Annotated in this window: 16 protein-coding genes; 13 read left to right on the top strand and 3 right to left on the bottom strand. The window is 42.1% G+C overall.

Annotated features, from left to right (window positions below; all coding sequences use genetic code 11):
* Nucleotides 1-33 precede the first annotated feature (33 nt).
* Nucleotides 34-1,557 (bottom strand): autoinducer 2 ABC transporter ATP-binding protein LsrA, encoded by a 1,524-nt coding sequence (lsrA, locus tag L4D12_RS11615; protein ID WP_428448002.1) that lies wholly within the window; start codon nucleotides 1,555-1,557, stop codon nucleotides 34-36.
* Nucleotides 1,558-1,798: 241 nt separating this feature from the next.
* Between lsrA and L4D12_RS11610 the strand changes: the two genes are divergently transcribed.
* From L4D12_RS11610 to L4D12_RS11600, 3 genes are read left to right on the top strand one after another with little or no spacing between them, the layout of a single operon-like run.
* Nucleotides 1,799-2,734: a sugar-binding domain-containing protein gene (locus L4D12_RS11610; protein ID WP_428448001.1), complete on the top strand. Its 936-nt coding sequence runs from the start codon at nucleotides 1,799-1,801 to the stop codon at nucleotides 2,732-2,734.
* 4 nt (nucleotides 2,735-2,738) lie between these two features.
* Nucleotides 2,739-4,307, top strand: a complete 1,569-nt coding sequence (gene lsrK, locus L4D12_RS11605) for an autoinducer-2 kinase (protein WP_428448000.1) — start codon at nucleotides 2,739-2,741, stop codon at nucleotides 4,305-4,307.
* 10 nt (nucleotides 4,308-4,317) lie between these two features.
* Nucleotides 4,318-4,671 (top strand): cupin domain-containing protein, encoded by a 354-nt coding sequence (locus L4D12_RS11600; protein ID WP_428447999.1) that lies wholly within the window; start codon nucleotides 4,318-4,320, stop codon nucleotides 4,669-4,671.
* A 300-nt stretch (nucleotides 4,672-4,971) separates the two neighbouring features.
* Here L4D12_RS11600 and L4D12_RS11595 read toward each other — a convergent pair whose 3' ends face one another.
* Nucleotides 4,972-6,159 carry a dicarboxylate/amino acid:cation symporter gene (locus L4D12_RS11595; protein ID WP_428447998.1) on the bottom strand — a complete coding sequence of 396 codons (1,188 nt, stop codon included), beginning with the start codon at nucleotides 6,157-6,159 and terminating at the stop codon, nucleotides 4,972-4,974.
* 541 nt (nucleotides 6,160-6,700) lie between these two features.
* Complete coding sequence (locus L4D12_RS11590) at nucleotides 6,701-7,498, bottom strand: RecX family transcriptional regulator (RefSeq protein WP_428447997.1); 798 nt, start codon at nucleotides 7,496-7,498, stop codon at nucleotides 6,701-6,703.
* A gap of 233 nt (nucleotides 7,499-7,731) precedes the next feature.
* On the opposite strand from L4D12_RS11590, the gene L4D12_RS11585 reads away from it, so the two are divergent.
* The 10 genes from L4D12_RS11585 to L4D12_RS11540 all read left to right on the top strand — a co-directional run bounded on the left by L4D12_RS11585 (nucleotide 7,732) and on the right by L4D12_RS11540 (nucleotide 23,693).
* Entirely contained in the window at nucleotides 7,732-8,763 is a 1,032-nt protein-coding gene (locus tag L4D12_RS11585) for a cytosolic protein (RefSeq protein ID WP_428447996.1), read from the top strand.
* A 315-nt stretch (nucleotides 8,764-9,078) separates the two neighbouring features.
* On the top strand, nucleotides 9,079-10,716 hold the full coding sequence (locus tag L4D12_RS11580; RefSeq protein ID WP_428447995.1) for a HAMP domain-containing methyl-accepting chemotaxis protein: 1,638 nt from the start codon (nucleotides 9,079-9,081) through the stop codon (nucleotides 10,714-10,716).
* 494 nt (nucleotides 10,717-11,210) lie between these two features.
* Complete coding sequence (katG, locus tag L4D12_RS11575) at nucleotides 11,211-13,394, top strand: catalase/peroxidase HPI (RefSeq protein ID WP_428447994.1); 2,184 nt, start codon at nucleotides 11,211-11,213, stop codon at nucleotides 13,392-13,394.
* 414 nt (nucleotides 13,395-13,808) lie between these two features.
* The gene (locus L4D12_RS11570) at nucleotides 13,809-15,830 is read left to right on the top strand and encodes a hypothetical protein (RefSeq protein WP_428447993.1); all 2,022 of its coding nucleotides are present in this window, start codon (nucleotides 13,809-13,811) and stop codon (nucleotides 15,828-15,830) included.
* Nucleotides 15,831-15,953: 123 nt separating this feature from the next.
* Nucleotides 15,954-16,439, top strand: a complete 486-nt coding sequence (locus L4D12_RS11565; RefSeq protein WP_428447992.1) for a hypothetical protein — start codon at nucleotides 15,954-15,956, stop codon at nucleotides 16,437-16,439.
* Nucleotides 16,440-16,464: 25 nt separating this feature from the next.
* The gene (locus L4D12_RS11560; protein ID WP_428447991.1) at nucleotides 16,465-17,283 is read left to right on the top strand and encodes an FTR1 family iron permease; all 819 of its coding nucleotides are present in this window, start codon (nucleotides 16,465-16,467) and stop codon (nucleotides 17,281-17,283) included.
* Nucleotides 17,280-18,704: an FAD-dependent oxidoreductase gene (locus tag L4D12_RS11555; protein WP_428447990.1), complete on the top strand. Its 1,425-nt coding sequence runs from the start codon at nucleotides 17,280-17,282 to the stop codon at nucleotides 18,702-18,704. The genes L4D12_RS11560 and L4D12_RS11555 overlap by 4 nt, the downstream gene beginning before the upstream one ends.
* Before the next feature lie 19 nt (nucleotides 18,705-18,723).
* Nucleotides 18,724-19,314 carry a hypothetical protein gene (locus L4D12_RS11550; RefSeq protein ID WP_428447989.1) on the top strand — a complete coding sequence of 197 codons (591 nt, stop codon included), beginning with the start codon at nucleotides 18,724-18,726 and terminating at the stop codon, nucleotides 19,312-19,314.
* On the top strand, nucleotides 19,289-20,725 hold the full coding sequence (locus L4D12_RS11545; protein ID WP_428447988.1) for a hypothetical protein: 1,437 nt from the start codon (nucleotides 19,289-19,291) through the stop codon (nucleotides 20,723-20,725). The genes L4D12_RS11550 and L4D12_RS11545 overlap by 26 nt, the downstream gene beginning before the upstream one ends.
* A 40-nt stretch (nucleotides 20,726-20,765) precedes the next feature.
* On the top strand, nucleotides 20,766-23,693 hold the full coding sequence (locus L4D12_RS11540; RefSeq protein ID WP_428447987.1) for a cytochrome D1 domain-containing protein: 2,928 nt from the start codon (nucleotides 20,766-20,768) through the stop codon (nucleotides 23,691-23,693).
* Nucleotides 23,694-23,769 lie beyond the last annotated feature (76 nt).

Here is a 23,769-nt window from a genome sequence, read left to right as displayed (position 1 = left end):
AGAACCGTGAATTCCCGATTATTTTTTATAAAATTAATCATGGTCTGAACCTCCAAAGGCTATTTTCATGATGTTATCGATATTGATTTGGCTCCCCGTCAATTCATCACTCTGCTCCCCCTGATGTAAAACGAAGACGCGATCAGACAATAATTCTATTTCATCTAAGTCTGATGAAATTAATAGCACCGCCACATTGTTTGCTGCGACGTAGCGAATAAGTTGGTAGATATCATATCGAGCCGAGACATCCACACCGCGAGTAGGCTCATCAATGATGAGAAGCTTAGGTTTGGCCTCTAAGCATTTTGCTACAAGTACTTTTTGTTGGTTACCGCCGGATAAGGTTCTTGCTGGTTGATCCGTTGCGGTAGTGCGGATAGACATAGCCTGAATATAATTATTTAATGTATCACGTTCAGTATCAGTGTCGATCCACAGTGCTTTATTGTTATGTACTAAAGAGCAAATATTCCAGCTGAGTGGTGCATCAAGGAATAATCCTGAAGATTGACGATCTTCTGGCAAATACACTAAACCCTGATTCAAACGAGACATAAAGGACGAAGATGAAATGTTATTACCTAAAAAGAATAACGAACCACTGTATTGCTTACGAATACCGCAAAGTGTTTCAGCTAGTTCTGTACGTCCAGCACCGACAACGCCGGCTAAGCCTAAGATTTCTCCGGCTTTAATTGAAAAATTGATATTTTTGAATCCTTCACCTGTTAAGTTATCTAATTTGATAACAATATCCCCTGGTGTGGTATCGCAAGCGACATCAAAATCAAACTCAGCAATATCATCATGATTGCTTTTATCAATTTTACAGTTTGGCGCGATGGCAGAGATAATTTGATCTGCCGTCACATTACTCATGTCGTCCGATAAGGCAATAATGCCGTCACGCATGACCGTGATTTTATCGGATACTTGCATGATTTCTGGAATTTTATGGGAGATAAAAACTAAGCCTACACCTTGATCTCGCAGTATTTCCATTTGGTTAAATAAGTGCTTTGTTTCCTTAGGCGTCAATGATGCAGTGGGTTCATCAAGAATTAATATTCTAGAATCTCTAATTAGCCCGCGCATGATTTCTACTAACTGTTGGTCAGCGACTTCCAGCATATTAGCTTCAACATCTAAATCGAGTGAACAGTTAAGCTCAAACATCACTTGTTTTAGTTTTTCTTCTGTCTGTGCATTGTTAGGTAGTTTAAAGGTTATATTTTCTCTTACAGTAAGACTGGGAAAGATGAGAGGCTCTTGTGGAACTAAGTAAATTCCTAATTTATGAGCATCAGTTGGGGATAAATTAGAGACTAGCTGATCACAAATACGAACTTCACCACCATCAGCTGTTAATAATCCCGCTATGATTTTCATCAACGTAGATTTTCCTGCACCATTTCCGCCGAGTAATGCATGAATTGAACCTTTATTTAGTGTGAAGTTAATATTCTTTAAAACTTCAACACCAGAGAACTGTTTAGACACTCCTGATACGTTAACGAGTGTGTCAGATAATGGTTGTTTGATCACATTAAGCATACCGCCTCCAAGCTTTTGCTTATCGCAATGGAAGTGAACATTTGTATTTTTGATTTCACTTTGTTGGATAATATATGTGCAAATCAGACAAATCTTGAACATTAGTCACAGAATAATTCAAATGTTCAATCTGTTGATATTTTGAACATCAATCACAGATTGTGATCGCAAATTGTACGAATATGGCCTAAATCGCAAGCAAAGTGTTCGTCTGGGGTGGGTTGTGGAAAAGAGTGATTTAATGTCAGAGGAAGAACAAGTAGCACGAGTTGCCTGGTTCTATTACCACGACAATTTAACTCAAAATGAAATTGGTAATCTTCTTGATTTGCCCAGATTAAAAGTTTCAAGGTTATTAGAAAAGGGACGTAAACAAGGCTTGATACAGGTAACCATTAATTCAAGATTTGAAGGATGCCTGTGTTTAGAAGAAAAAATTAAAGCATTATTTGGGCTGCAAGATGTTCGCATTATTCCTGATTATGATCCAACTGAAGCGAATATTTGCCACCGGGTGAGTATTGGTGCTGCAAATTTATTGATGCACCATTTAGTTCAAGGCCAGTTACTTGCTGTTGGCTTTGGTGAAACCATTATGGCAACGCTAAAAAATTTAGGTCGATATTTACATACCGAAGGCATTGATGTTGTTTCGCTTGCTGGTGGTGTGGGGTCGTACATGAAAGGTGTTGCTCACTTAGATGCGAGTTGTCGGGTAAATTTAGTGCCCGCACCACTTCGAGCGTCATCGGCAGAAGTCGCTAACATCCTTTATAACGAACCGAGCGTATGGGATGTCTTGCAGTCGGCGATAACCGCAGATGTTGCAGTGATTTCTATTGGCTCTATTTCACAAGGTGATAATGCCACGATGTTTCAATCTGGGTATATCACACAAGCAGAGCAGAAATTACTGCAGCGAGGCGGTGCGCAAGGTGACATTTTGGGATATTTCTTCAATGAAAATGGAAAAGTACTCGAAGATGAAAAAATTCATCAACAAATGATTTCAACTCGTCCTGAAAGGCTACGTGAGATCCCGTATGTTGTTGGTGTCTCAGGAGGACAGATTAAAGCAGAGGCAATACTGGCGGCTTTAAATGGTGAGTTTATTGATGCACTTGTTACCAATGAAGCCACAGCAATAAAGATAATTCAATTAGCTGAAAAAAGGTGAGGCTATGGATGATGAATATCTACTGGCGATCGATGCAGGAACCGGCTCAGTCCGTGCTGTGATTTTCGATACGCAAGGGCAGCAAATTGCGGTAGGTCAGCGGGAATGGATACACAATGCAGTGGCTGGTGTTAAAGGCTCGATGGATTTTGATTTGGTTCGTAATTGGCTCTTAACATGTGACTGTATTCGTGAAGCTATTGCAACTTCCAACCTTGATGCAACGCAGATTAAAGGTGTATCAAGCTGTTCAATGCGTGAAGGGATAGTTGTTTATGATAGAGATAAACAACCGATTTGGGCATGCGCCAATGTTGATTCACGCGCAGGTGAACAAGCGATATCGCTTAAATTCTTGCAAGATGAACAGTTTGAAGAGCATGTTTATCATGAAACGGGACAAACTTTTGCGTTAGGCGCTGTTCCTCGGCTGTTATGGTTGAAGCAAAATCGCCCCGATTTGTATGATCGTGTTGCTTACATTTCAATGATCAGTGATTGGATTGGTTACAAGCTCTGTAACAAGATTGCTGTTGACCCATCTAATGCGGGAACGACAGGGATCTTAAGCCTTAAGTCTCGGACTTGGAATTCGGAAATTTTGACTTGTGCCGGATTGAAAACAGAGATGCTTCCTGAAGTACTTGAAACAGGAACCATGCTTGGTGGCGTAACAGAACAGGCGGCAAGGGAAACTGGTCTTTGTATAGACACACCATTTGCGATGGGGGGCGGGGATGTACAATTAGGTTGTCTTGGATTAGGTGTTGTTCGCCCGCATCAAACGGCGGTACTTGGCGGTACATTTTGGCAGCAAGTGGTTAATTTACCAGATCCCATGACTGATCCTGCGATGAATGTTCGCGTTAATCCGCATGTTATTCCTACTCTAGTACAGGCTGAATCAATTAGTTTCTTTACCGGGTTGGTTATGCGCTGGTTTCGTGATTCTCTCTGTAATGAAGAAAAAACGGCGGCATTACAACAGGGGAGAGATGCTTATGAGATTCTAGAAGAAATGGCGCGAACCATCCCCGTTGGTTCATATGGCATCATGCCTATATTTTCAGATGCCATGCATTATAAAAAGTGGTATCACGCTGCTCCGTCGTTTGTAAATCTTTCAATTGATCCTGAGCGTTGTAATAAAGCAGCAATGTTTCGATCATTGGAAGAAAATGCCGCCATTGTATCAGCTTGTAATTTGAAGCAAGTATTTGAGTTTTCAGGAGCAAAGCCTGACTATATTGTATTTGCGGCTGGTGGTTCGAAAGGAAAACTGTGGAGTCAAATATTATCTGATGTTACGGGTATGGAAGTACGTGTTCCGGTTGTAAAAGAAGCGACGGCTTTAGGCTGTGCAATCTCTGCTGGTGTCGGTGCCGGTATTTACGCTGATTTGGCTTCAACGGGAGAAAATCTTGTACAATGGGAACATACGTATTTTCCAGACATGGATAATTATGAATGTTATCAGAGCATTAAAGAGTCCTGGATTAAAATATATAAAGAACAATTAAAGTTGGTGGATGAAAATTTAACGGCCTCTCTTTGGAAATCGCCTGATTTATAAGGATAAAATTATGATCAGAACTAGTGAAAATGACCATGAGTATCGCTGTGTCGATCACGGACCGAAATATTTAGTAAAAGATAAAAACTATGATATGGGTGTGGTTGTATTAAAGCCCGGCCAAGAGTTTGATAAACATTACCATGCTATCGCAACAGAAAGTTTTTTGACTATAGCAGGTGAGGTTCACATGCATGTTAATGATCAAATACACGTTCTAAAAGAAGGGGATGTATTATGTTGCGAGCCAAATGATTCGCATTTTGTTATCAATAGAGGTTGCGTAGACTGGAAAGCTGTTTTTATTAAATCTCCTCCTATTGTTGGTGATAGTATCTATGAAAATATGAGTCATAAAAAATAATTAAACGGTCATCTTGAAATACATTAACAATATATCAAATCTTATACTTTATTGTGATTCTTGTTTAATTTTAGCCTAGTTATGATAAGGCATGAAATTGTTTAAATATAAACGTCATTTATTTAACTACTATAAATAACATTGCGTCTGATTATACTCAGGCTCACTCTGAATCTTGAATCTTGAATCTTGAATCTTGAGGTGGCTTGGGTATATTTTTTTAAATGCATGAAATATTGGTAGTGCCTGAGCTTGTTGAATTGAAGGCTTCCTTGCCTTCACCATTAACGTAATAACGCGTTAAATGGCCTCTTCTATAGGTAGCAGATCTTCTTGCTTGTCTTCTTGGGAACAGGAAAGCTTATCAATCATTATCGCTATTACGCCATCGCCTGTCACATTACAAGCGGTACCGAAACTGTCCTGAGCTAAGTGGAGTACAATTTGCAAGGCAATCATTTCTTCGGTAAACCCAAGCATAGAACCTAGCAAGCCAACAGAAGCCATCACCGCACCGCCTGGGGCACCAGGAGCCGCTACCATCGTAATGCCAAGCATAGCGATAAATGGTAAAGCTTCGAGCAAACTAGGTACTGATCCTGCACCCGTCATGATGATGACGGCGACAGCCACACTGGCGATGCTGATCACTGAACCAGACATGTGAATGTTAGCGCACAGCGGCACAACGAAATTGGCAATGGTCTTTGATACGCCATTACGTTTCGTTTGTTGTAACGTTACTGGGATGGTTGCAGCTGAGGACATGGTACCAATAGCAGTTAAGTAGGCTGGCATCATAGTACGCAGGAGTTTAACTGGAGATTGCTGTTGAATAATACCCGCCGTAATAAATTGGAAAGAAAGCCAAAACCAATGCATAACAATGACGGCAAGCAATACAAAACTGAAGGTGTGCAAAGTCGCAAAGACGGTGCCTTTTACTGTCATATCTGCAAATACACCTGCAATATAAAACGGCAGTGCTGGAATGATGACCTTATTCAGCAAGAGTTCAATGATGCTGCACCCTTGGTCACTTGTTTTTTTTAGGTGATCCGAGTGGGTACTTGAGATCCCCAGTCCAAAAATAAAGGCAATCGCTAATGCCGTCATAATACTCATTATTGGCGGAATTTTTAGCTCTAGAAATGGTGTTAGGACTGTTTTCGCTTCAGGTAGTTTTCCGGCACCACTCAGCAATGCGGGGAATAGGCTCTCTGCAACTGTATATGCAAAAATACCTGCACCTAAAGTCGATAAATAAGATAGCCCGACCGTTTTTCCCAGTAATTTTCCAGAATTTCTAGGCAAGTTTGCAATGCCACTGGTGACGTAGAATAAGATCAATAAAGGGATGGTAAATTTAATTAATTCACTGACTAAAAATTTAGCCGTAATCATCACTCTAATAATCATATCTGGAGCGAACATACCCATTAGTATGCCTATTATTATTCCAGATAGTAACTTAATAATTAAGTTCATATATTAACCTCCAGTTTGTTATTTAGAATCTGATGATGAAACATCAATAAGTGCCAGTAATAATTGACAGTTTTAGATTCAAGAATTGTCAAAATTAATTTGTGTTGGGTCATAACAGTGGAAAATAAACACGTATTATCGACGCCAATTACTTAATTTTATTTACAACATGATGGCATAAACGAGAGATGAGTTGCTTAGATCAAAAGATTCTAGCTTTGCTTCTCACCCTTCATTGGCCGATTCAGGGTTTGACAAACTAGACGTTCACCAAATAAATGCAAACAAAAAGTGGGTTATAATAAAACAATCGATGTTCAACTGAATATTATTTAATGTAATCGCCTTATTTTGAATAAAATCCACCATGCGCTTATTTATTGAACGAAAAGCACCAGGGATTTTCACCGGCGCTAGAGTCAGGATGGCATGGGGCGGTATATTATGTCAGGTAAATATTGGTGGAGATGCCTCCACTCTGTCGCAATATCATACAGTGATTTTGCGTGCTTACTTAACGATATATATAGTTGATCGCTATTTAGCTCTCTAATGTTTCCTTGATTTCATCAGAACTGAAGCCATGCGAGTAGAGGTAAGCATAAGCTTTACTCTTATCTTTTGAATTGGCTAAATCAAAGCGTTTTTTCGCTAAGCGTAACTGGCAGTTTTCATAAAAATCGATAGTGCCATCACGCTCTAGTTTATCTATTTGTTCATCAAACTGTGAAATATCAATCAGTTTTTGCTGTAGTTCTCGTCGAATCACAGACTTGCCTTTTAGCTTACGCGCGAGGCGCTCAATCTCTTTTACAATATCGGTCTTATCTGCTTTGATTTGCATTTTTGATGGTAGTGTAGAAGCGACTGGGTGAGACTGAATTGCTTCACGAACATCTGATGACTTAAAGCCATACTTAGTTAATGTTGCATGCAATTTATCACTCGATAATGAGTATAACCGCATGTTTGCTAATCGATTATTGAGCAGGGTAAGCTCACAAATGTTATCGCGATGAATCACATACCAAATCGCGTCATTAATTACTGATTCGTTAATGCCCTTGTCTTTCAATCTAGACAGGATGAATTGGCTGCCTTTCTCCGCGCTGAACGCCATCTCCGCAAAGTTGATAGCAAAGTTTTTGTCTGATTTTAAATAACCACGCTCAATCAAATCATTGAGTACTGTTTCTATCCACTCTTGGTTGTCTGTTTTTGCGACGAGTTTCTTTCGAAGTTCATCAATAGTTCTGTCTTTGGCTTCCAGATGATAGAAAGCACTGCCATACACATTATCAATGGATTTAGCTTGCTTGATAGGACGTTGGCTTAGCATGAGGGCCTCAGATGATGGCAGAGAAGTATTAACTTGACTGTAAAGCAGATCATTATGGTTTGCGAGAGATATATAAGATTCACATTTGGGTAATCGCTTAAAGGGGGTATATACCGAGAATTTATGGAAATGGTTGAATGTTTATCTAAGGTTGATTGTTTGTTAATGGTTTGACTGTTTTGTCACCCTGTCATCTTTGCTACAATCTCGCGCTTGCTTTTAAAGGAGGTTAAATGAAATTACTGTATTGGTTAGATGAGTGGTTAACTCACTCACGTTCACAGCAACAAGCGCAATTGCCAATGTCTGGGGGAGATCTAGTTGGTGATGTGTTTGTAAAATATGAGTTTGTTGATGTGAATAAACCCTTACTATTCATGTTTTCTCCTGCTGGTACCAATATACAGGAACAAGATCTTCATGAGGACTTTGCCCCTTGGGGTTTCCGTCTGGCGCAAAAGCAGCAAGTGAATATTATTGCTTTTCAGCACTTAGGTAAAAGTAATTGGTTTCGCAACCGTAATTTGATCTTCTTTCTTGAACAACTATCAACTTTGCTGGACCCTTTCACTTATCGGCTAGGTTATGGATTGAGTCGTGGTGGGTTTGCTGTTGGAGCCTTTGCAAATTTGCTACAGCTTGATCAGGTATTGTTTTTCCACCCAGTCAGCACCAAAAATAAGCAGATTGCACACTGGGATGATAGAACCAGTACAGAGATAGCACAGCAGTTTGATTGGGAAGGGGATTATCACGATCTGAACTTGGGCAAAGCCAAGGGGTACATCATTTACGATCCCACCAATAACATTGATCGCTTGCACGCCAAACGCTATCCAGAGCTAACCCATCTGCGGGTGTTCGGTATGGGACATGGCACTCATGCGACTTATCTGAACAAGTTTGGTTTCTATAAACAGGTGGCGGTGGACTTTATTCGTCACCAGAAAATTGATATTGCCCAGTTTCGTCAGCAAACTAAAACGCTGCGATTTAAAGAAGACTATTATCAACGGCTTAATAAAGCCAATGCCAGTTCTGCGCATCGTTTAGGGTTGTTGAGTAAGGCCCATAATATCGTTATTGATGAGAAAGAGGCTCATGTACAAGAGCACCAAGCCCAAATTGATGTGCAGCCTCTGATCGATATTGCTCTAAAGCATCAGGAAGAGTATCCGCAGGATGCTATTCAACTGTTAGAAATGGCCCAGCAGCTGGTGCCTGACGATCCACTCGTAGAGCATAAACTCAAGCAGTTGATTTAGTTTTGATACTTACTTTGAGAGGTAAGTCATCAGATAATTACATGCTTATAATCAAAGGCTTAATTAGGTCTGCTTGATTTACGGCATAGTAATTTAAACGCCCCGTGTTGAATGGGGCGTTGCTTATTATGGTAAAAAATAGGTGTTGGGAATTGATGTCTTTTATCCTATGCCGCCTGACCAACATTGCTGATAATATAGAGCAGCTACATCACACTCCGAATAAAAACTAGGAAATATTCCTATATGGCATGTAAGTGCGTGTATGGTATTCTTTGGTGATCTTATGTCGATATATCAGTAAGTTATTAATCAATGAAAAAGCTAACATTGTCACTTAAAGTAGCATACAGTTATCTAACACTGTGTATTCTACTCGCTGCTGTTGGGCTATTTAGTTATAACCAAATGCTCAAATTAAATAATAATACCAAATTCTTCTCAGAGTCAGTTGTTCCATGTTTCTCCATTTTAAGCTCTATTACTACTGATTTTGCGGATTATCGTCGATATCAATATGTTATTTTAACCTCTCATGGAACAAATGAATATCGAGCTAATATTGAGGAAGCGGTCGCTCGGGCCTCTTTAGTTGATGCTGGCTTAGAGAAATATAAAACATTCTTGCTAGAAGATGATGAGCGAATTATTTTCAGAAAATTAGAATCGATATGGGAAGACTATAAAAAAGGCAACCAACAGGTTCTCCAGTTATTAGAAAATAACCAAGAAAAACAAGCTTTGACTGTTTTGGAAGAGACCCATAGTGAATATAAACAAATCCAACATCATTTAGATCAACTTGCTGATATTAACAATCAATGGGCAAAAGATGGTGTTGCTTCTTCTCAGAAAAGTCTTGATATTGCAATCGTAATTATTAGTATCTCAGTGCTAATTTCGATTGTTATTTCAATCATTATCGGGGTAAGTTTCTTAAGAGATATCCGCTACAAGCTTTCAATTATTACTAACAGTGCAACCAACATTCTTAATGGTAACTTATTACGTGATAACCTTTGTGAATCATTAGATAACAATGAATTTGCTAATGATGAACTAGGCAAAGTTGCTGATGCCATTCGCCAAATGAAAGCGAATTTACACCGTATGGTCTCAGATATTACCTCTGCAACTGAACAGCTTGTGAGTTCATCAAATGTAATGACAGAGATCTCTGATAAGTCTGCTGCTGGCATGGACATTCAAAAGCGTGAGTTAGCCCAGCTAGCCACAGCAATGAATGAAATGCAGTGTACTCTTCAAGACGTAGCGGCTAATACAGCGAATACTTCAGAAGATACTATTCAGGCAACAGAACTCTCTAATTCTGGTAAACACATTGTTGTTGAGACCCTAGGCAATATTGAACAAGTTTCTACTGAACTTGAACAAACCGAAGCATTAATTCAAAAATTAGAACAAGATTGTGTGGGTGTTACCTTAGTACTCGATGTTATTCGAGGTATTGCGGATCAAACAAACCTACTTGCACTTAATGCGGCCATTGAGGCTGCACGTGCTGGTGAAAATGGTCGAGGTTTTGCTGTTGTTGCTGATGAAGTTAGAACACTTGCTCAACGTACTCAAAACTCAACCGTTGAAATTAATGAGATTATCTCGCAGCTACAAGCCCGTTCAAAACATGCGGGTAGTGCTATGATTCACAGCTGTGAACGTATGACCACTTGTGTTGATGGGGCTCGAATGGCTGAGAATCATATTTCAGAGATTGCGCTTGCTATTGAAACTATTGCTGATCGTAATACGCAAATTGCAAGTGCCACTGAAGAACAGTCATCTGTTGCTGAAGAACTGAACCGTAATATTCTCAATATTAAAAATGTCTCTGATGATTTGGCCGAAGATGCACAGCAAGGTGAAGTTGCAAGCCAAGATCTAACAGCATTAGTTAATAATCTTCAGGGAATGACGAATAAATTCACCATTTAATATATCCTAAAAATTATTAACTTAATAAAGCGCTTTCCTTATGTTTAAGGAAAGCGTTTTTTTTGGATAAGTGTTTTTTTGATTTAATTATTATGATAATTACATTTCTTCCTGTGTGCGTTTTATAATATGCCATCTAAATCGACTTTACCTATACTCCCTTATTATCGAGCATGACAAAACAGAGGCGCTATACTCTGGTGGCACGGTGAGCAACTGACTGTCGACGATGAGGTAGGGTTGGTTAGCGCAGCTTTATCAGTGACTACTATCTGGGTATGCTCTGCTTTGTAGTCGGTTAGATTATCAATAATGTATTGACGTTATTATTGTGTTATGTGGGATTAATCAGCCACTTATGTATCAAATACTCACTATTACATTTCAAATATAACTGTATGCATATGAGGGATAATTGATGACACTGTGTGAGCTCTAAAAGAATAAAATATCCATTGCAATTGGATGTATATTAGAAAATCAGGAGAACAGTAATGTCAAAATGTCCCTTCAACAACACGACAGTTGTGAACCCTACGGTAAATCCGGGTAACGGTACATCCCCACGTGATTGGTGGCCAAATCAGCTAAAACTAGAGCTTCTACATCAACATGATCGCAAATCTAATCCTATGGGTGATGATTTTAACTACGCTGCAGAGTTTAAACAACTCGATCTTGAAGCGGTAAAACAAGATCTTCGTGATCTCATGACAGATTCACAGGAGTGGTGGCCAGCAGACTTTGGTCATTACGGTCCGTTCTTAATTCGTATGGCCTGGCACAGTGCAGGTACCTACCGCACCGGTGATGGCCGCGGTGGAGCGGGTACAGGTAATCAACGTTTTGCGCCAATTAACAGCTGGCCTGATAACGTCAATCTAGATAAAGCACGTCGTCTAATCTGGCCGATTAAACAAAAATACGGAAAGAAAATTTCCTGGGCAGATCTTATTATTCTAACTGGTAATGTCGCACTTGAATCCATGGGATTCAAAACCCTGGGCTTTGCGGGTGGCCGTGAAGATATCTGGGAACCAGAGCTAGATGTTTATTGGGGCAAAGAAACAACGTGGCTGGCAGACGATACACGTTACGAAAAAGACGATGAGCAGCGGGATCTTGAAAACCCACTCGCCGCAGTACAAATGGGACTTATTTATGTAAACCCAGAAGGTCCAGATGGTAATCCGGATCCTTTACTTGCGGCGCATGATATTCGTGAAACATTTGCACGTATGGCAATGGATGACGAAGAAACCGTTGCGCTTATTGCTGGTGGCCATACATTTGGTAAGACCCACGGTGCAGGTGATGCTGCTCACGTAGGTCCCGAGCCAGAAGCGGCTGATATCGCAGAACAAGGCCTGGGTTGGATATCTAGTTACGAAAGTGGCAAAGCCGGTGATACGATTTCTAGTGGTTTAGAAGTTACCTGGACAACAACCCCAACAGAGTGGAGTAATGGCTTCTTTAGCAGCCTATTCTATAACGAATGGGAACTGGAAAAGAGCCCAGCAGGAGCTTATCAGTGGGTTGCTAAGGGCGGTGAAGTACATCCTGATGCATTCGATCCAGAGAAAAAACACAAAGCGACCATGCTAACAACCGACATTTCTCTGCGCGTTGATCCTGTGTATGAAAAGATCTCCCGTCGTTTCTTTGAAAAACCACAAGAATTTGCTGATGCATTCGCTCGTGCATGGTTCAAGCTGACTCACCGTGATATGGGCCCTCGTGCTCGTTACCTTGGCCCAGAAGTACCTGCTCAAGAGTTTATCTGGCAAGATCCCATCCCAGCCGTTAATCACGAGCTAATTAAAGAAGCCGATATTGCAAAGCTGAAACGAGATATAGCGACTTCAGGTCTCTCTGTACGTGAGCTTGTATCTACTGCATGGGCGTCAGCGTCTACTTTCCGTGGATCAGATATGCGCGGTGGTGCTAACGGTGCTCGTATTCGCTTGTCACCACAGAAAGATTGGGAAGCGAATGAGCCCGCGCAGCTTGACAAAGTGATTAATGAATTAGAAGGTATTCAGGCTCGTTGCGAGAAAGTTGTCTCTCTTGCTGACCTTATCGTGCTTGCCGGTGGTGTGGGTATCGAAATGGCGGCGAAGAATGCAGGCCATGAAATAACAGTTCCATTTGCACCTGGTCGTATGGATGCATCTCAAGAGCAGACGGATGTTCATGCATTCTCTGTCCTTGAACCCATTGCTGATGGCTTCCGTAATTTTGAGAAGAAGAAATTCTCAGTAACGGCTGAAGAGTTGCTGCTTGATCGTGCGCAGTTACTAAAGCTGACAGCCCCTGAGATGACAGTTCTACTTGGTGGTATGCGTGTTTTAGATACTAACCATGCTCATACTCATTATGGGGTGCTTACTCACCGTAAAGAAGTATTAACAAATGACTTCTTCGTCAACCTACTTGATATGGCGACGGTATGGAAAGCAACGTCTGTTGATGAAGATATTTACATCGGTACAGACCGTAAAACGGGTGAAGAGAAGTGGACAGCCACTCGCGTTGACTTAGTGTTTGGTTCTAACTCACAGCTACGTGCGCTTGTAGAAGTTTATGCCTGTGCAGACGCTGAAGAGAAGTTTATCAACGATTTTGTGAATGCTTGGGTTAAAGTCATGAACGCAGACCGTTTTGATCTAAACAAATAAATACTGAGTACGTTATTTAGCTACTTAGCTTAAAAAAGCGCCCTTTGGGCGCTTTTTTTATGTTGAAAAACCATATTTTGTATAACGCAAGTGCTAAGAAATACCAGCAAAAATCATTCAGTGTCTGCTATGACAATGAATATTATGAATATCTGTATATTTATCATACCAAGGTGTTACGTATTTCATCTTTTTTCTTTTCTTTAGCTATCTTATATTATTACTTATAATTCAGTTACTTATCTTAAAGGTGCAAAATAATCTTGATTTAAATTTAATCAATGAGAATGAAAATGGTTATCACTTTCTTTTCGTTGCTTCGTAAGTGTGTCAAAATGTAACAAGTTCTCATTCTCGTGAATGTTGTGGACGCAACCTTGTTGCATTTGATATGGATAAGAAGAAGGAAAAGCCGTGAAGAAGTCAACGTTAACGCTTGCCATTACTGCAGCCGTTTTTGCCTCAGCTGCGAGTGCCGCAGCTCAAGTTAAAGTTCTGGATAAAACCCACCAACCGGCAGGAAATTTTTTAGCATATACTGAGTTTGAACTGTCAGGGGAGCCTTTGGCGGAATCGCTAGGTTTAGATCTTGATGTGTTAGACCCAAATATTGCGAATGATCCAACTCCATTTGATTTTGCCGCGGGTATTGAAAGTTACGAATACTCAGAAGAAGCGATGTACGCGTTGAACTATCAATCACAGATGGGGCCGCACCTTGTCAATGGTCCGGTTAACCAAGCGCGTGGCGGTAAACTTGTCGATTTAGGTCAGCGTGTTATTGAAATGGCAGCTGCAGTAGGGTTTCCTGCAAGTGAAATCCCACAAAATATGTACCCAATTTCGATTCCGTACGTATCGGGTAATCCTGAATTTGTACAACAACCTGACACAACAACGGTTAACGGCGACGAAGTAGAAATTACCACTGCTAGGGGTAACAGCAAAACCGTTCAAACAGTGGTGCCCGCTTATTTCCGTGACTACAAAACATTGGCCTGGGATGAAACAAGTTTTGATAAGTCTTTTAATCCAGCGGCGACTGGCGGTATTTTGCTAAAAGAAGTGATGTGGTCACAAGATTTCTTAGGTGGCATGCACGTTACTACCACGGACGAGGAAGTTGAAGCGCAATCTGCGACTATGGATCAAGACGGTAAGCATAGCTTAGGCGTGTCAGCCGCTGATGGCTTTAACGGCATGATGCTGACAGAAATGTCGATTGATAAGCTACTTATCATGCAACAGCAATTGGGTTTTGATGGTAAAAAACTGGGTGTAGCGTTTGGTCCTGACTATGATCCGGCGAAAAAGCCAATCTGGTTTGCTCATAATGTCGCGGTGACGGAGGGTGAGCAAAATGGTGTTAAGTCCATTGCTAAGCTGAAGGTAACAGATGGTTCATCAACGCTGCGTGATACCTGGTCAACATTGTGGCCGGTTGCTGAGTTCTTTGCATTTAGTGATCAGCGTGAAGCAAACAGCGGACAAAATGCTGCATTCTTAGCGGTATTCGATGGTGCTCCATTTGCAGCTGCACCAGCTGTTAACACCGATGCAAACGACAACAATGATGTGGTCTCCGATGATGCATTCTCGCTAGCCAATAATATTTCTAACTTACTGTTTAAAAATATTGCTGCACTTCATTACAACAAAGCGTATGGCACGTTTGTAACGGAATACAAAAACGGTAAGCAGGGCAATAAAGTTGACACTTATGATGCAGCATACGCGATTGTTGCGTTATCAATTTACCAACGAGCAAAAGATGCCTTACCTGTCGGTTATGCCTCTGCGGAATCGGGTGACGTGGATTTAAAAACCACTGCAGGCAAAGATGCGTTAGCGATGATCGAAGGGCAAGCTGATTTTATAATTAACCATCTAGTTAGTAGCAATGGTTTAGTCTTCGATGGCTTAACGATCAACAAAAAACTCACTCTAAATAAAGATAAATCACTGGATGCACAATTTGCAGCTATTCGTGGTTTAGTCGCGGCTTATTTGGCAACGGATGATGTGAAGTATAAGCAAGCTGCTCGTTCTATCTACCTTGCTGTTGAGAAGAACATGTTTGATAAAAATATCAACACATGGGCGGCAGTACCGGGTAAAGCCACTATTCATACACCATACACAGAAGCTGCCATCTCTGGTGGTCTGCGTGAAGCCATTCTTCACCTCAAAAATGAAGAAGGTGAAAATGAACCAGCACTCGAGCTGACAACACTGACAAACCGTTATGTAAGTTGGTTCCGCACAGTAATTAACGGTGGAATGCAGTTATCTGAGTGGATGGGCGACTCCGGTGAAAATCAAATTAAAGGCAGTCATTCAACGGATACCGATGAAGACGGCGTGCATCAAATTATCGCTGCGGGTGGCAAGTTTGGTACTGCAATGACAATGGCCAATAAAGCCAGTGTTAAATAATCAGTCATCATAATTTACTACGGTTCAGGCAGTGATTTCTTTCGCTGCCTGTGCCATTTAATTGTTTTGATTGTTTATTGTTCTTTTGTCGATAAGTAATAACGGTAGTGAGTAAGAATTGTTATGGCAGCACAAAGCGTGTCGGAACAGCTTTCGAAGTCCGGATGGTTTAATCAATGGTGGTTAAGGTTAGCTTATCACCATAAGTGGGCTGAATTTTTACTGTATATCATGTTTGTTAGTGGGGTATTGCTCTGGGAGCAGGTGGGTATTGTATGGCACATTGAACGCTGGTTACTGCTAGCGCATATGCTTGCTGGGGCAACGTTATTTTCTCTCATTGTCGGGGCATTTTGGGGAGCACACCGTCGTCTGATTGTTAACAGCAACAAGCCTTTTCTTCGACAAACAGGCACCGTGATTGAGTGGCTATTGATTGCGTGCAGCCTTAGTGGTTTCTACCTGTTTTTTTATGGAAACCCAGGCAACACTCTTGGTGTTGTAATTCAAAATATCCATTTCTATTCATCTTGGTTATTGGCTCCATTGGTGTTTCGCCATGCAATGCGTTGGAGCGTGTTAAACCTATCGAAATTGCTCAAACGATGAAAAATAAAAATCCTGTGGGGAAAGCATGTTAGCCAGTTTTTTAATTACGTTGCGCGAAGGGCTAGAAGCCTTTTTGCTTGTAGGGATTGCCTTATCCTACCTTGCTAAACTAAATGCGCGTCAATATAACAAATATATCTACTTAGGGGTTTTTGTCGGTCTTTTGCTTTCAATGTTGGTCGCGGTTGTTTTTCAAGTTGTCGTCGATCAGTTTAGCAACGAGCTATACCGTCACTATTTGATGGCAGGGATCCTCACCTTCGCTACTGTGGTGTTGACATATATGGCGATCTGGATGCAGAAGCAAGCCAAAAATCAAGTTGCACAAATGCAGCAAGATGTCTCTGATATGGTCAGTTCAGGTAACTTATTTGGCTTAGTCTTCTTGTCACTGTTGGCGGTATTACGGGAGGGATTTGAGACGATTTTATTTTTCTCTGCCTTGATGTATTCCAATTTTGGTGAATTTAGCACGCAAGATGCTCTGATTGGTGCGGTGGCGGGGTTACTTCTTTCGTTGGCGATTGTTTGGTTGATGTTGCGAACGACCCGTAACGTGCCACTACGTTCTTTTTTCCGTTGGACCAGCCTTCTTATTATTGTCATTGCCGCAGGATTATTATCGTCGGCGGTGAATATGCTGCAAGCGGCACACATACTCCCCATCATTCATGCTCAGCTTTTTGATGTATCCAATGTTCTTGATGATCGTGGCGTCTTCGGGACTTTTTTACGTGCCTTGTTTGGTTATAACTCTTCACCGGGTTTACTGCAGTTAGTAGTTTGGGGTGGCTACATGGTGACATTTATCTTTTTCTGGAATCGAGGTTATAAGCAAGCATGACGACAGTCGCTAAAAATAAGCACGTGGCAGTATTGGGCGCAGGGCCTGCTGGTTTGATGGCCGCATGGGAGCTGGTAGAAGCCGGTTACCAAGTGACGATTCTCGATCGTGATGATCATGTCGGTGGAATGTGTGCAACCCAGACATTCACGGGCCAACATGGTGAGTATCGATTTGACTTTGGTGGTCACCGTTTTATTACCAAAAACCCAAAGTTATTGGCTTTTGTTGATTCACTTATGGGCGAAGAGCTGTTATTTGCCCAACGTAAAAGCGTCATTCGTTATCGTGGTCGTATTTACCAATATCCATTGGCGCTGGTGGATTTAATCAAGAATGCACCATTACCATTATTAGTGGGTGGAGCGGTCGATTTGGTTAAGCAAATGTTTAAATCCAAGCCTCAAGATCAATCATCGGTAAGTTTTGCTGAGTGGATTGAAAGCCGCTTTGGCACCACCTTGTATAAACATTTCTTTGAAGGTTATACCGGGAAATTATGGGGTATCGATCCGGCATTTTTATCTGGTGATTGGGCGTCGCAGCGCATTAGCTTAATGGATTTGAAAGATGTTGCTCGCCGCTTATTACCGGGGCGTCGATCATCAGTTCGTACTTACGCTCGCCAATATCGTTATCCGAAATGGGGTTTTGGTCAGCTGTATACTCGGCTTGCGGAAGAGCTGGAAAAGAAAGGTGTCACGATTGTTTTAAATAGTGATGTATGTGGTTTGACAGTCAATACACATCAGCAGATCGAGCAAGTGAAATACCAGTATCAAGGTGAAACGAAAACACTTGAATGTGAACACGTCATTTCAACCTTACCGCTACCGCTGATGTGTAAGCTAACAGGATTCGAGAGTGGCCTGGAGTTTCGTTCATTGCGCTTTATGAATATGCCAATGGAAACCCAAGATATTTCAGATAATACTTGGCAATACTTATCTGATCCTGAGCTGCTTGGTACACGGCTGCAAGAGCCTAAGCGCCGATCTTCATTTATGGCACCCAAAGGGCGTTCATCAGTGATGATTGAAATACCATGTAATAAAAATGATGATGTTTGGAATATGGATGGCGCTCGTCTGCAACAACGCGTCTTGGCTGATTTGGCTTCGTTAGGGATTGAGCCGCAGCTTGCAACCGGTGAGTACTTTACCTCGTACACCGAACATGCCTATCCATTGATGGATATGACATATCAAGCGAAACGCGAAAAAGCGATCACTCATCTTTCGCAATATAGCAATTTAATCATGACCGGTCGTCAGGGCACTTTCCGTTATATTTTCACCGATACTGCAATGGAAATGGGCATGATGGCTGCGCAATCTGTGATTGATGGTAAAGACCGCCGTCGTGAAATTTTCGATTTCCGCAATGAAAAGACAGTCATTGAAGTCCAGAGTGTTGCATAACAAGTCAGGAGGAGTAGGGATGAAACGACTAGGAAATACGACATTACTAATGCGAACCTTGATATTTGGCTTCGCATTATTGGCAAGTTCAATGAGCTACGCCTACTCGTATGCTGCTGCGGGTAAAGAGCCGGTAATTGATGGGCGTGAAGCTATTTTTGCGGCTTTGAGCCAGCAAGACTTTGTTGCGGTACAGCAAGCTGTGGATGGTTTAACCAATGAGTTTACTTACTTGCAAAAAGAGCACCACATCGATTTGATTACGCCTATGCAAGCTGCTGTTGCCGCTAAAGATGCGCAAAAAGTAGAAGCCGTGATGGATCGCGCTGTGGTTGAAGAGATCATTCGTCGCTTAGAGGGCGCGGGAAAAAACTTAGCGGATTACCAAGTTGCGAAAGTACTGGTTGTGAAAAGTAAGCTATTTCTTGATTTGATCGCACCCAAGTTGGATGACCAAGATCGCCAGCAAGCAGACTCCGCGATTCAAGGTGCATTGAAAGCGATTGGTAATCCTGGTGTATTCGGTGTGGGACAAGCACCTGCTGATCCAGATGTATTTACCCAGCAAAGTCAGTTGTTGATTGATGCGATCAGTACATTACACCAGTAAGGCCGTGAGGCAAGGGTGTGTACTGGTCGCCATGCTGGCTTATCTTCTGTGGTGGCACTGGATAGGGAATTTTCCGCTGGATTTGAGCAGTGACGATGCGTTGAATTTTGCACGTGGTGTCGAACGCTTTTCTGTGTTGGAATTTCGACCTCACTTCCCTGGTTACCCTGCTTTTGTTGGTTTTTCTCGATTTGCTGCGTTATGGGTTGAGCCGAATACAGCAGCTATATGGGTATCACTAGTTTCTGCAGCATTGATCCCTTTGGTTATCGTCCGCTTGATTTTTTTGTGTTCGTATTCTTTGGTGGCAGCAACGATTGGCGGTGTATTGATCCTGACACAACCATTATTGGCATCGATGGCCTTGAGCGGTTTATCAGACGCCACAGCTATTTTGTTTCTGCTGCTGGCTTTGGTGGCGGCAGTACAAAAGCAATATTGGCGTACAGGAGCGTGGTTGGGCCTAATGCTCGCGACACGGCCGTCTTACGTTGTGCTCGCATTGGCTACGGCAATGGTTCCATGGTGGCAAGGTGTTCATCGTAAGACCGGTGTAAAAGGTGTTCTTCAGGATTACCTTAAAGCGGGTGTGGTGATTATCATTGTTGGGATGATCTGCCTAGTCTTCATTTGGGCTCATGATGGCGTAGCTTATATCGATGAAGGGATCCGCTTTACGCAGGGTCATTTTGCAATATGGGGCAATACGGTCGAAGGTAATGATGCAACGCTGCGGCAGTGGTTAATGGCGTTATACCGTGGTTTTGGATTGCCTCTGTTAGTGGGATTCGTTCTTTCCTTGGTAGGCGTAATCATCGCTGTGAAAAGGCAGTCAACGAAAATTCAAGATCGCGAAGCTGTATTCGGTGAGCAAATTGAGTCGGCCAATTTAGCTGCTTTAGTCAGCGTGGCCATACTGTATTGGATGTGGATTACCATAGGGCAGAATCCCGATAACTTACGTCATTGGGCTCCCGTTCTGTTGCTCTTTATCGTCGTGATTTCGGCACAGCTATCTGTATCTTCATCGTATAAAAAGGTGCAGTTGGCCGTGATTCTCACACTGGTTTGCTATGAAGGCGGACGTAACCTCGAGATATTGTCTTCAGCCTTGCACCAGCGTCAAGCGCCAATCCAACAAGCAATAACATGGATTCGAGAACAGCCACAGATCAAAGTGGTGGGTACCAATTACAGCGTGAATTTATTACGTACGCAGCTTAAAGATCGAGCCGTGTATGACATGTTTTATCCCAGCAGTGAGCGCGCGTTGCAAATGTATGCACAACGAGAGCTTAACAGCGCGTGGCGTTTATCTGGCGTGCCATTAAGTGGGTATAAGCTGCAAGCTCAGTTCCCGCCCAGATTTATGGGCGAAAGACGTCTTTTTTTATATCAGATAAGCCAGTAATGAAAGCGGCTTATTTGACGGTATGTGAGTGTAAAGGCCAATGAAGTTTAATTGTAAATACCAGCCTATTAACCAGTTTATTTTATTGATTATCGTGCTGTTTAGTCAGCCCGGATTGGCGAGCGAAAAAAGCAGTTCAATGCTTTTTAAAAGCAATAAAACTCAGATTGTTAGTGCGAATTTCGATGCGGGGAGTGTAAGCCTGCTCAATTGTGAAACAGGCGCCATAGAAAAAGAAGTGACGGTTGGTCGCGATATTCGCCGCATAGCACTGACAAATGATGATCGTTTGCTGCTGGCGACGGATTATCTTAATGATCAAGTGGTGTTATTAGATGCAAAAACACTAGCTACTAAACAAGTCACTAAAGTTCCGTCTCGTCCATTTGGTGTGGTATTTGATGCGCACAATCAGCAATTTTATGTGACCAGTTTTGAGCGTGATAAGTTATTAGTAATTGATAAAAATGGCATAGTCACTCAAACGTTGGATACCGCTTCCACGCCACGAGGCTTAGCATTGACTGATGATGGCCGTCTGCTGATCACACATGCGTTATCTGGCGAAGTATCAATCTATGACGTGACTCACTCTGCGCCACAATTGACTAAAGTCGTTCAACTGGTTGAGACACCAGAACATCCGGAGCAAACAACGCCTCAAGGTAAGCCGCGGTTATTGGATAACATAGTGATCTCTCCCGATGGTCAGCAAGCATGGCTTCCGCATGTTCTGTGGTCTTTAGGTCATGATTTTCATTTTCAATCGACCGTATTTCCAACGGTGTCAATATTAGATTTGGAACCGGGTAATGAGCATGAAGTCGTTGATGAGCGTAAGCAGCTATTTAAACAAATTAATATTATTGAGAGCGGTAACCGTATTCGTATCGTTTCAAATCCGCATGATGGTGTGTTCACCGATGATGGTAAAAAAGTCATATTTACCTTAGCGGGATCAGAAGATTTGATGGTATTTGACTTATCACGCCAAGGTAAGAAAAACAAAAACCGTCATCGCCGTAAGAAATTTCAAGGTGGGGTGAAAGTAACTCAGATTTACCGCAATGTACCAGGTAATAACCCTCGTGGCATTTTGGTTACAGGTCATGAGCTATATGTACAAAATGCGATGTCACTTGATATTGCTAAGTTTGATACCGGACCTGCTGGGCCATTTGCCAAATTGAAGCTAACTAAAGCAAACTTTGCAAATCTTGTCAGTGTTGATCCTCTGTCTAAACAGCTGCGTCAGGGGAAAACGCTATTTAATAGCGCGAACATGGCGGACAATCCCAAATTCCCCATGGCGGGTGACTTTTGGATGAGTTGTAATTCATGCCACCTTGATGGTTTTAACTTTACCAATCGTCAATTGATGGACGACGGGAAAAAAGATCGATTCAAGAATGCGTTAACGGGTCACGTTGATGTACGCAAGATGATTGCGGGTGACCCTGTTGGCGCTTACATTGATATTATTCAAAAAACACAAGGTGGAATGGGAGGGGATCCGCGTGAAGAAAAGAGGCCCCCCGTCAGTGTTGAACAGCCGCCGTTAGAAGCGGTAAAAATGATGATGGCATTGAATGAGTATGTTCGTTCATCAGAGAACCTGCCTTATTTATCAACATGGTTGCGTCTGGATGATAATAAGCGTTATACCCATCCTGATGAGTGGGTGAACTCCGCAGAGTGTTCCGATTGTCATACGACAATTTACGACCAATGGGCGGATTCGAATCATGGAATGAATATGGATCATCCATATTACCGATTCCAGGAAGATGTTGCAGCGCAGAGTGAAGGTGAGGAGTTCCGTGTACTTTGCCGGGGTTGCCATGCACCACAAATGGTCATCAACGGTGACAATAAACCGTTATCTGATTTTGGTAATATGCGAGAAAAAGGGGGGCAGTCGCTTAAAGAGGCATTTGCGCATGGTAAATCAGTGAGCGAGCGAGGAACGGGGTGTGTGTTCTGTCACCGCGTCACAAAAGCTGAAAATGCGGGTGGTAATACTGATATCACCGTTAACCTGAAAGATCGCGAAAGCTATGTGTTTGAAGATGTTAAAAACAACATGTTGAAGTGGCTGTCAGAGAAACAAATTAATGCCATGCCTGCCGCTCACAAGGCATCATATTCCAACCCTGATCTTTATCAGAGTTCGTTGTATTGTGCGAGCTGTCACAATGAATTTACTACAGGGCAGGGGGCTAATATTAATGATAATTTTGGTGAATGGCTTGCATCGCCGTTTAATGCACCCAATAACCCAGCCCAGCATAAAACATGTATCGATTGCCATATGACCCAAGATGTCACTAACTTTGATAACAAAGTGGGCGGGAAATCAACCACTAACGGGCCAATGAAATCAAACCTACGGTCACATCATTTGGTTGGTGGGAACTACTTCTTTACTGGGATGCGTAATCCTGAGCATAAGAAGATGAGTATTGATATTTTAAAAACAGCACTGCAATTAGCTGTCGTTAAGCAGGGTAATACCCTAACGGTGGAAGTGACCAATGTGAACTCAGGTCATGACATGCCGGGTGGCGCACGCCGTCAAGTTTGGTTAGAAGTGATTGCGACTGATGTTAACGGTAAGCAAGTATTCACCAGTGGCGTGATGCAAAATGGTGTGATCCCGAAAGATGCACGTAAGTTCGTGAAAGTAGGGGTTGATAAAGACGGTAAACCCGTCGGTCTTCGCTTCTGGCGGTATGTGAAAATCGGCAAAGATACTCGTATTAAATCGGGTGAAACCCGTAATGAGGTGTTTGAGTTACCGACTGATGCACAATACCCGCTGACTGTCTCAACCCGAGTGCTATACCAAGTGTTTGCCAAAGGGCTGACCGATAAAGTACGAGCGGCATATCCTGAAGAAAACATCCCGGATCCTGAAGTTATTGAGCTACAGAAAGTCGTGATGACATACACAAAAGTAGAAAATTAACTAGTTATATCAAAGCTCATCAAAGCGAGGGTAATGCTTTGATGAGCCTCATTGACCAGTTCTGGTCATGCATACT

The organism is Photobacterium nomapromontoriensis, from assembly GCF_050336815.1.
GTDB classification, from domain to species: Bacteria; Pseudomonadota; Gammaproteobacteria; order Enterobacterales; family Vibrionaceae; genus Photobacterium; species Photobacterium nomapromontoriensis.
Note: the sequence above shows the minus strand (reverse complement) of the source record. Positions and strands in the feature narration are given on the sequence as shown.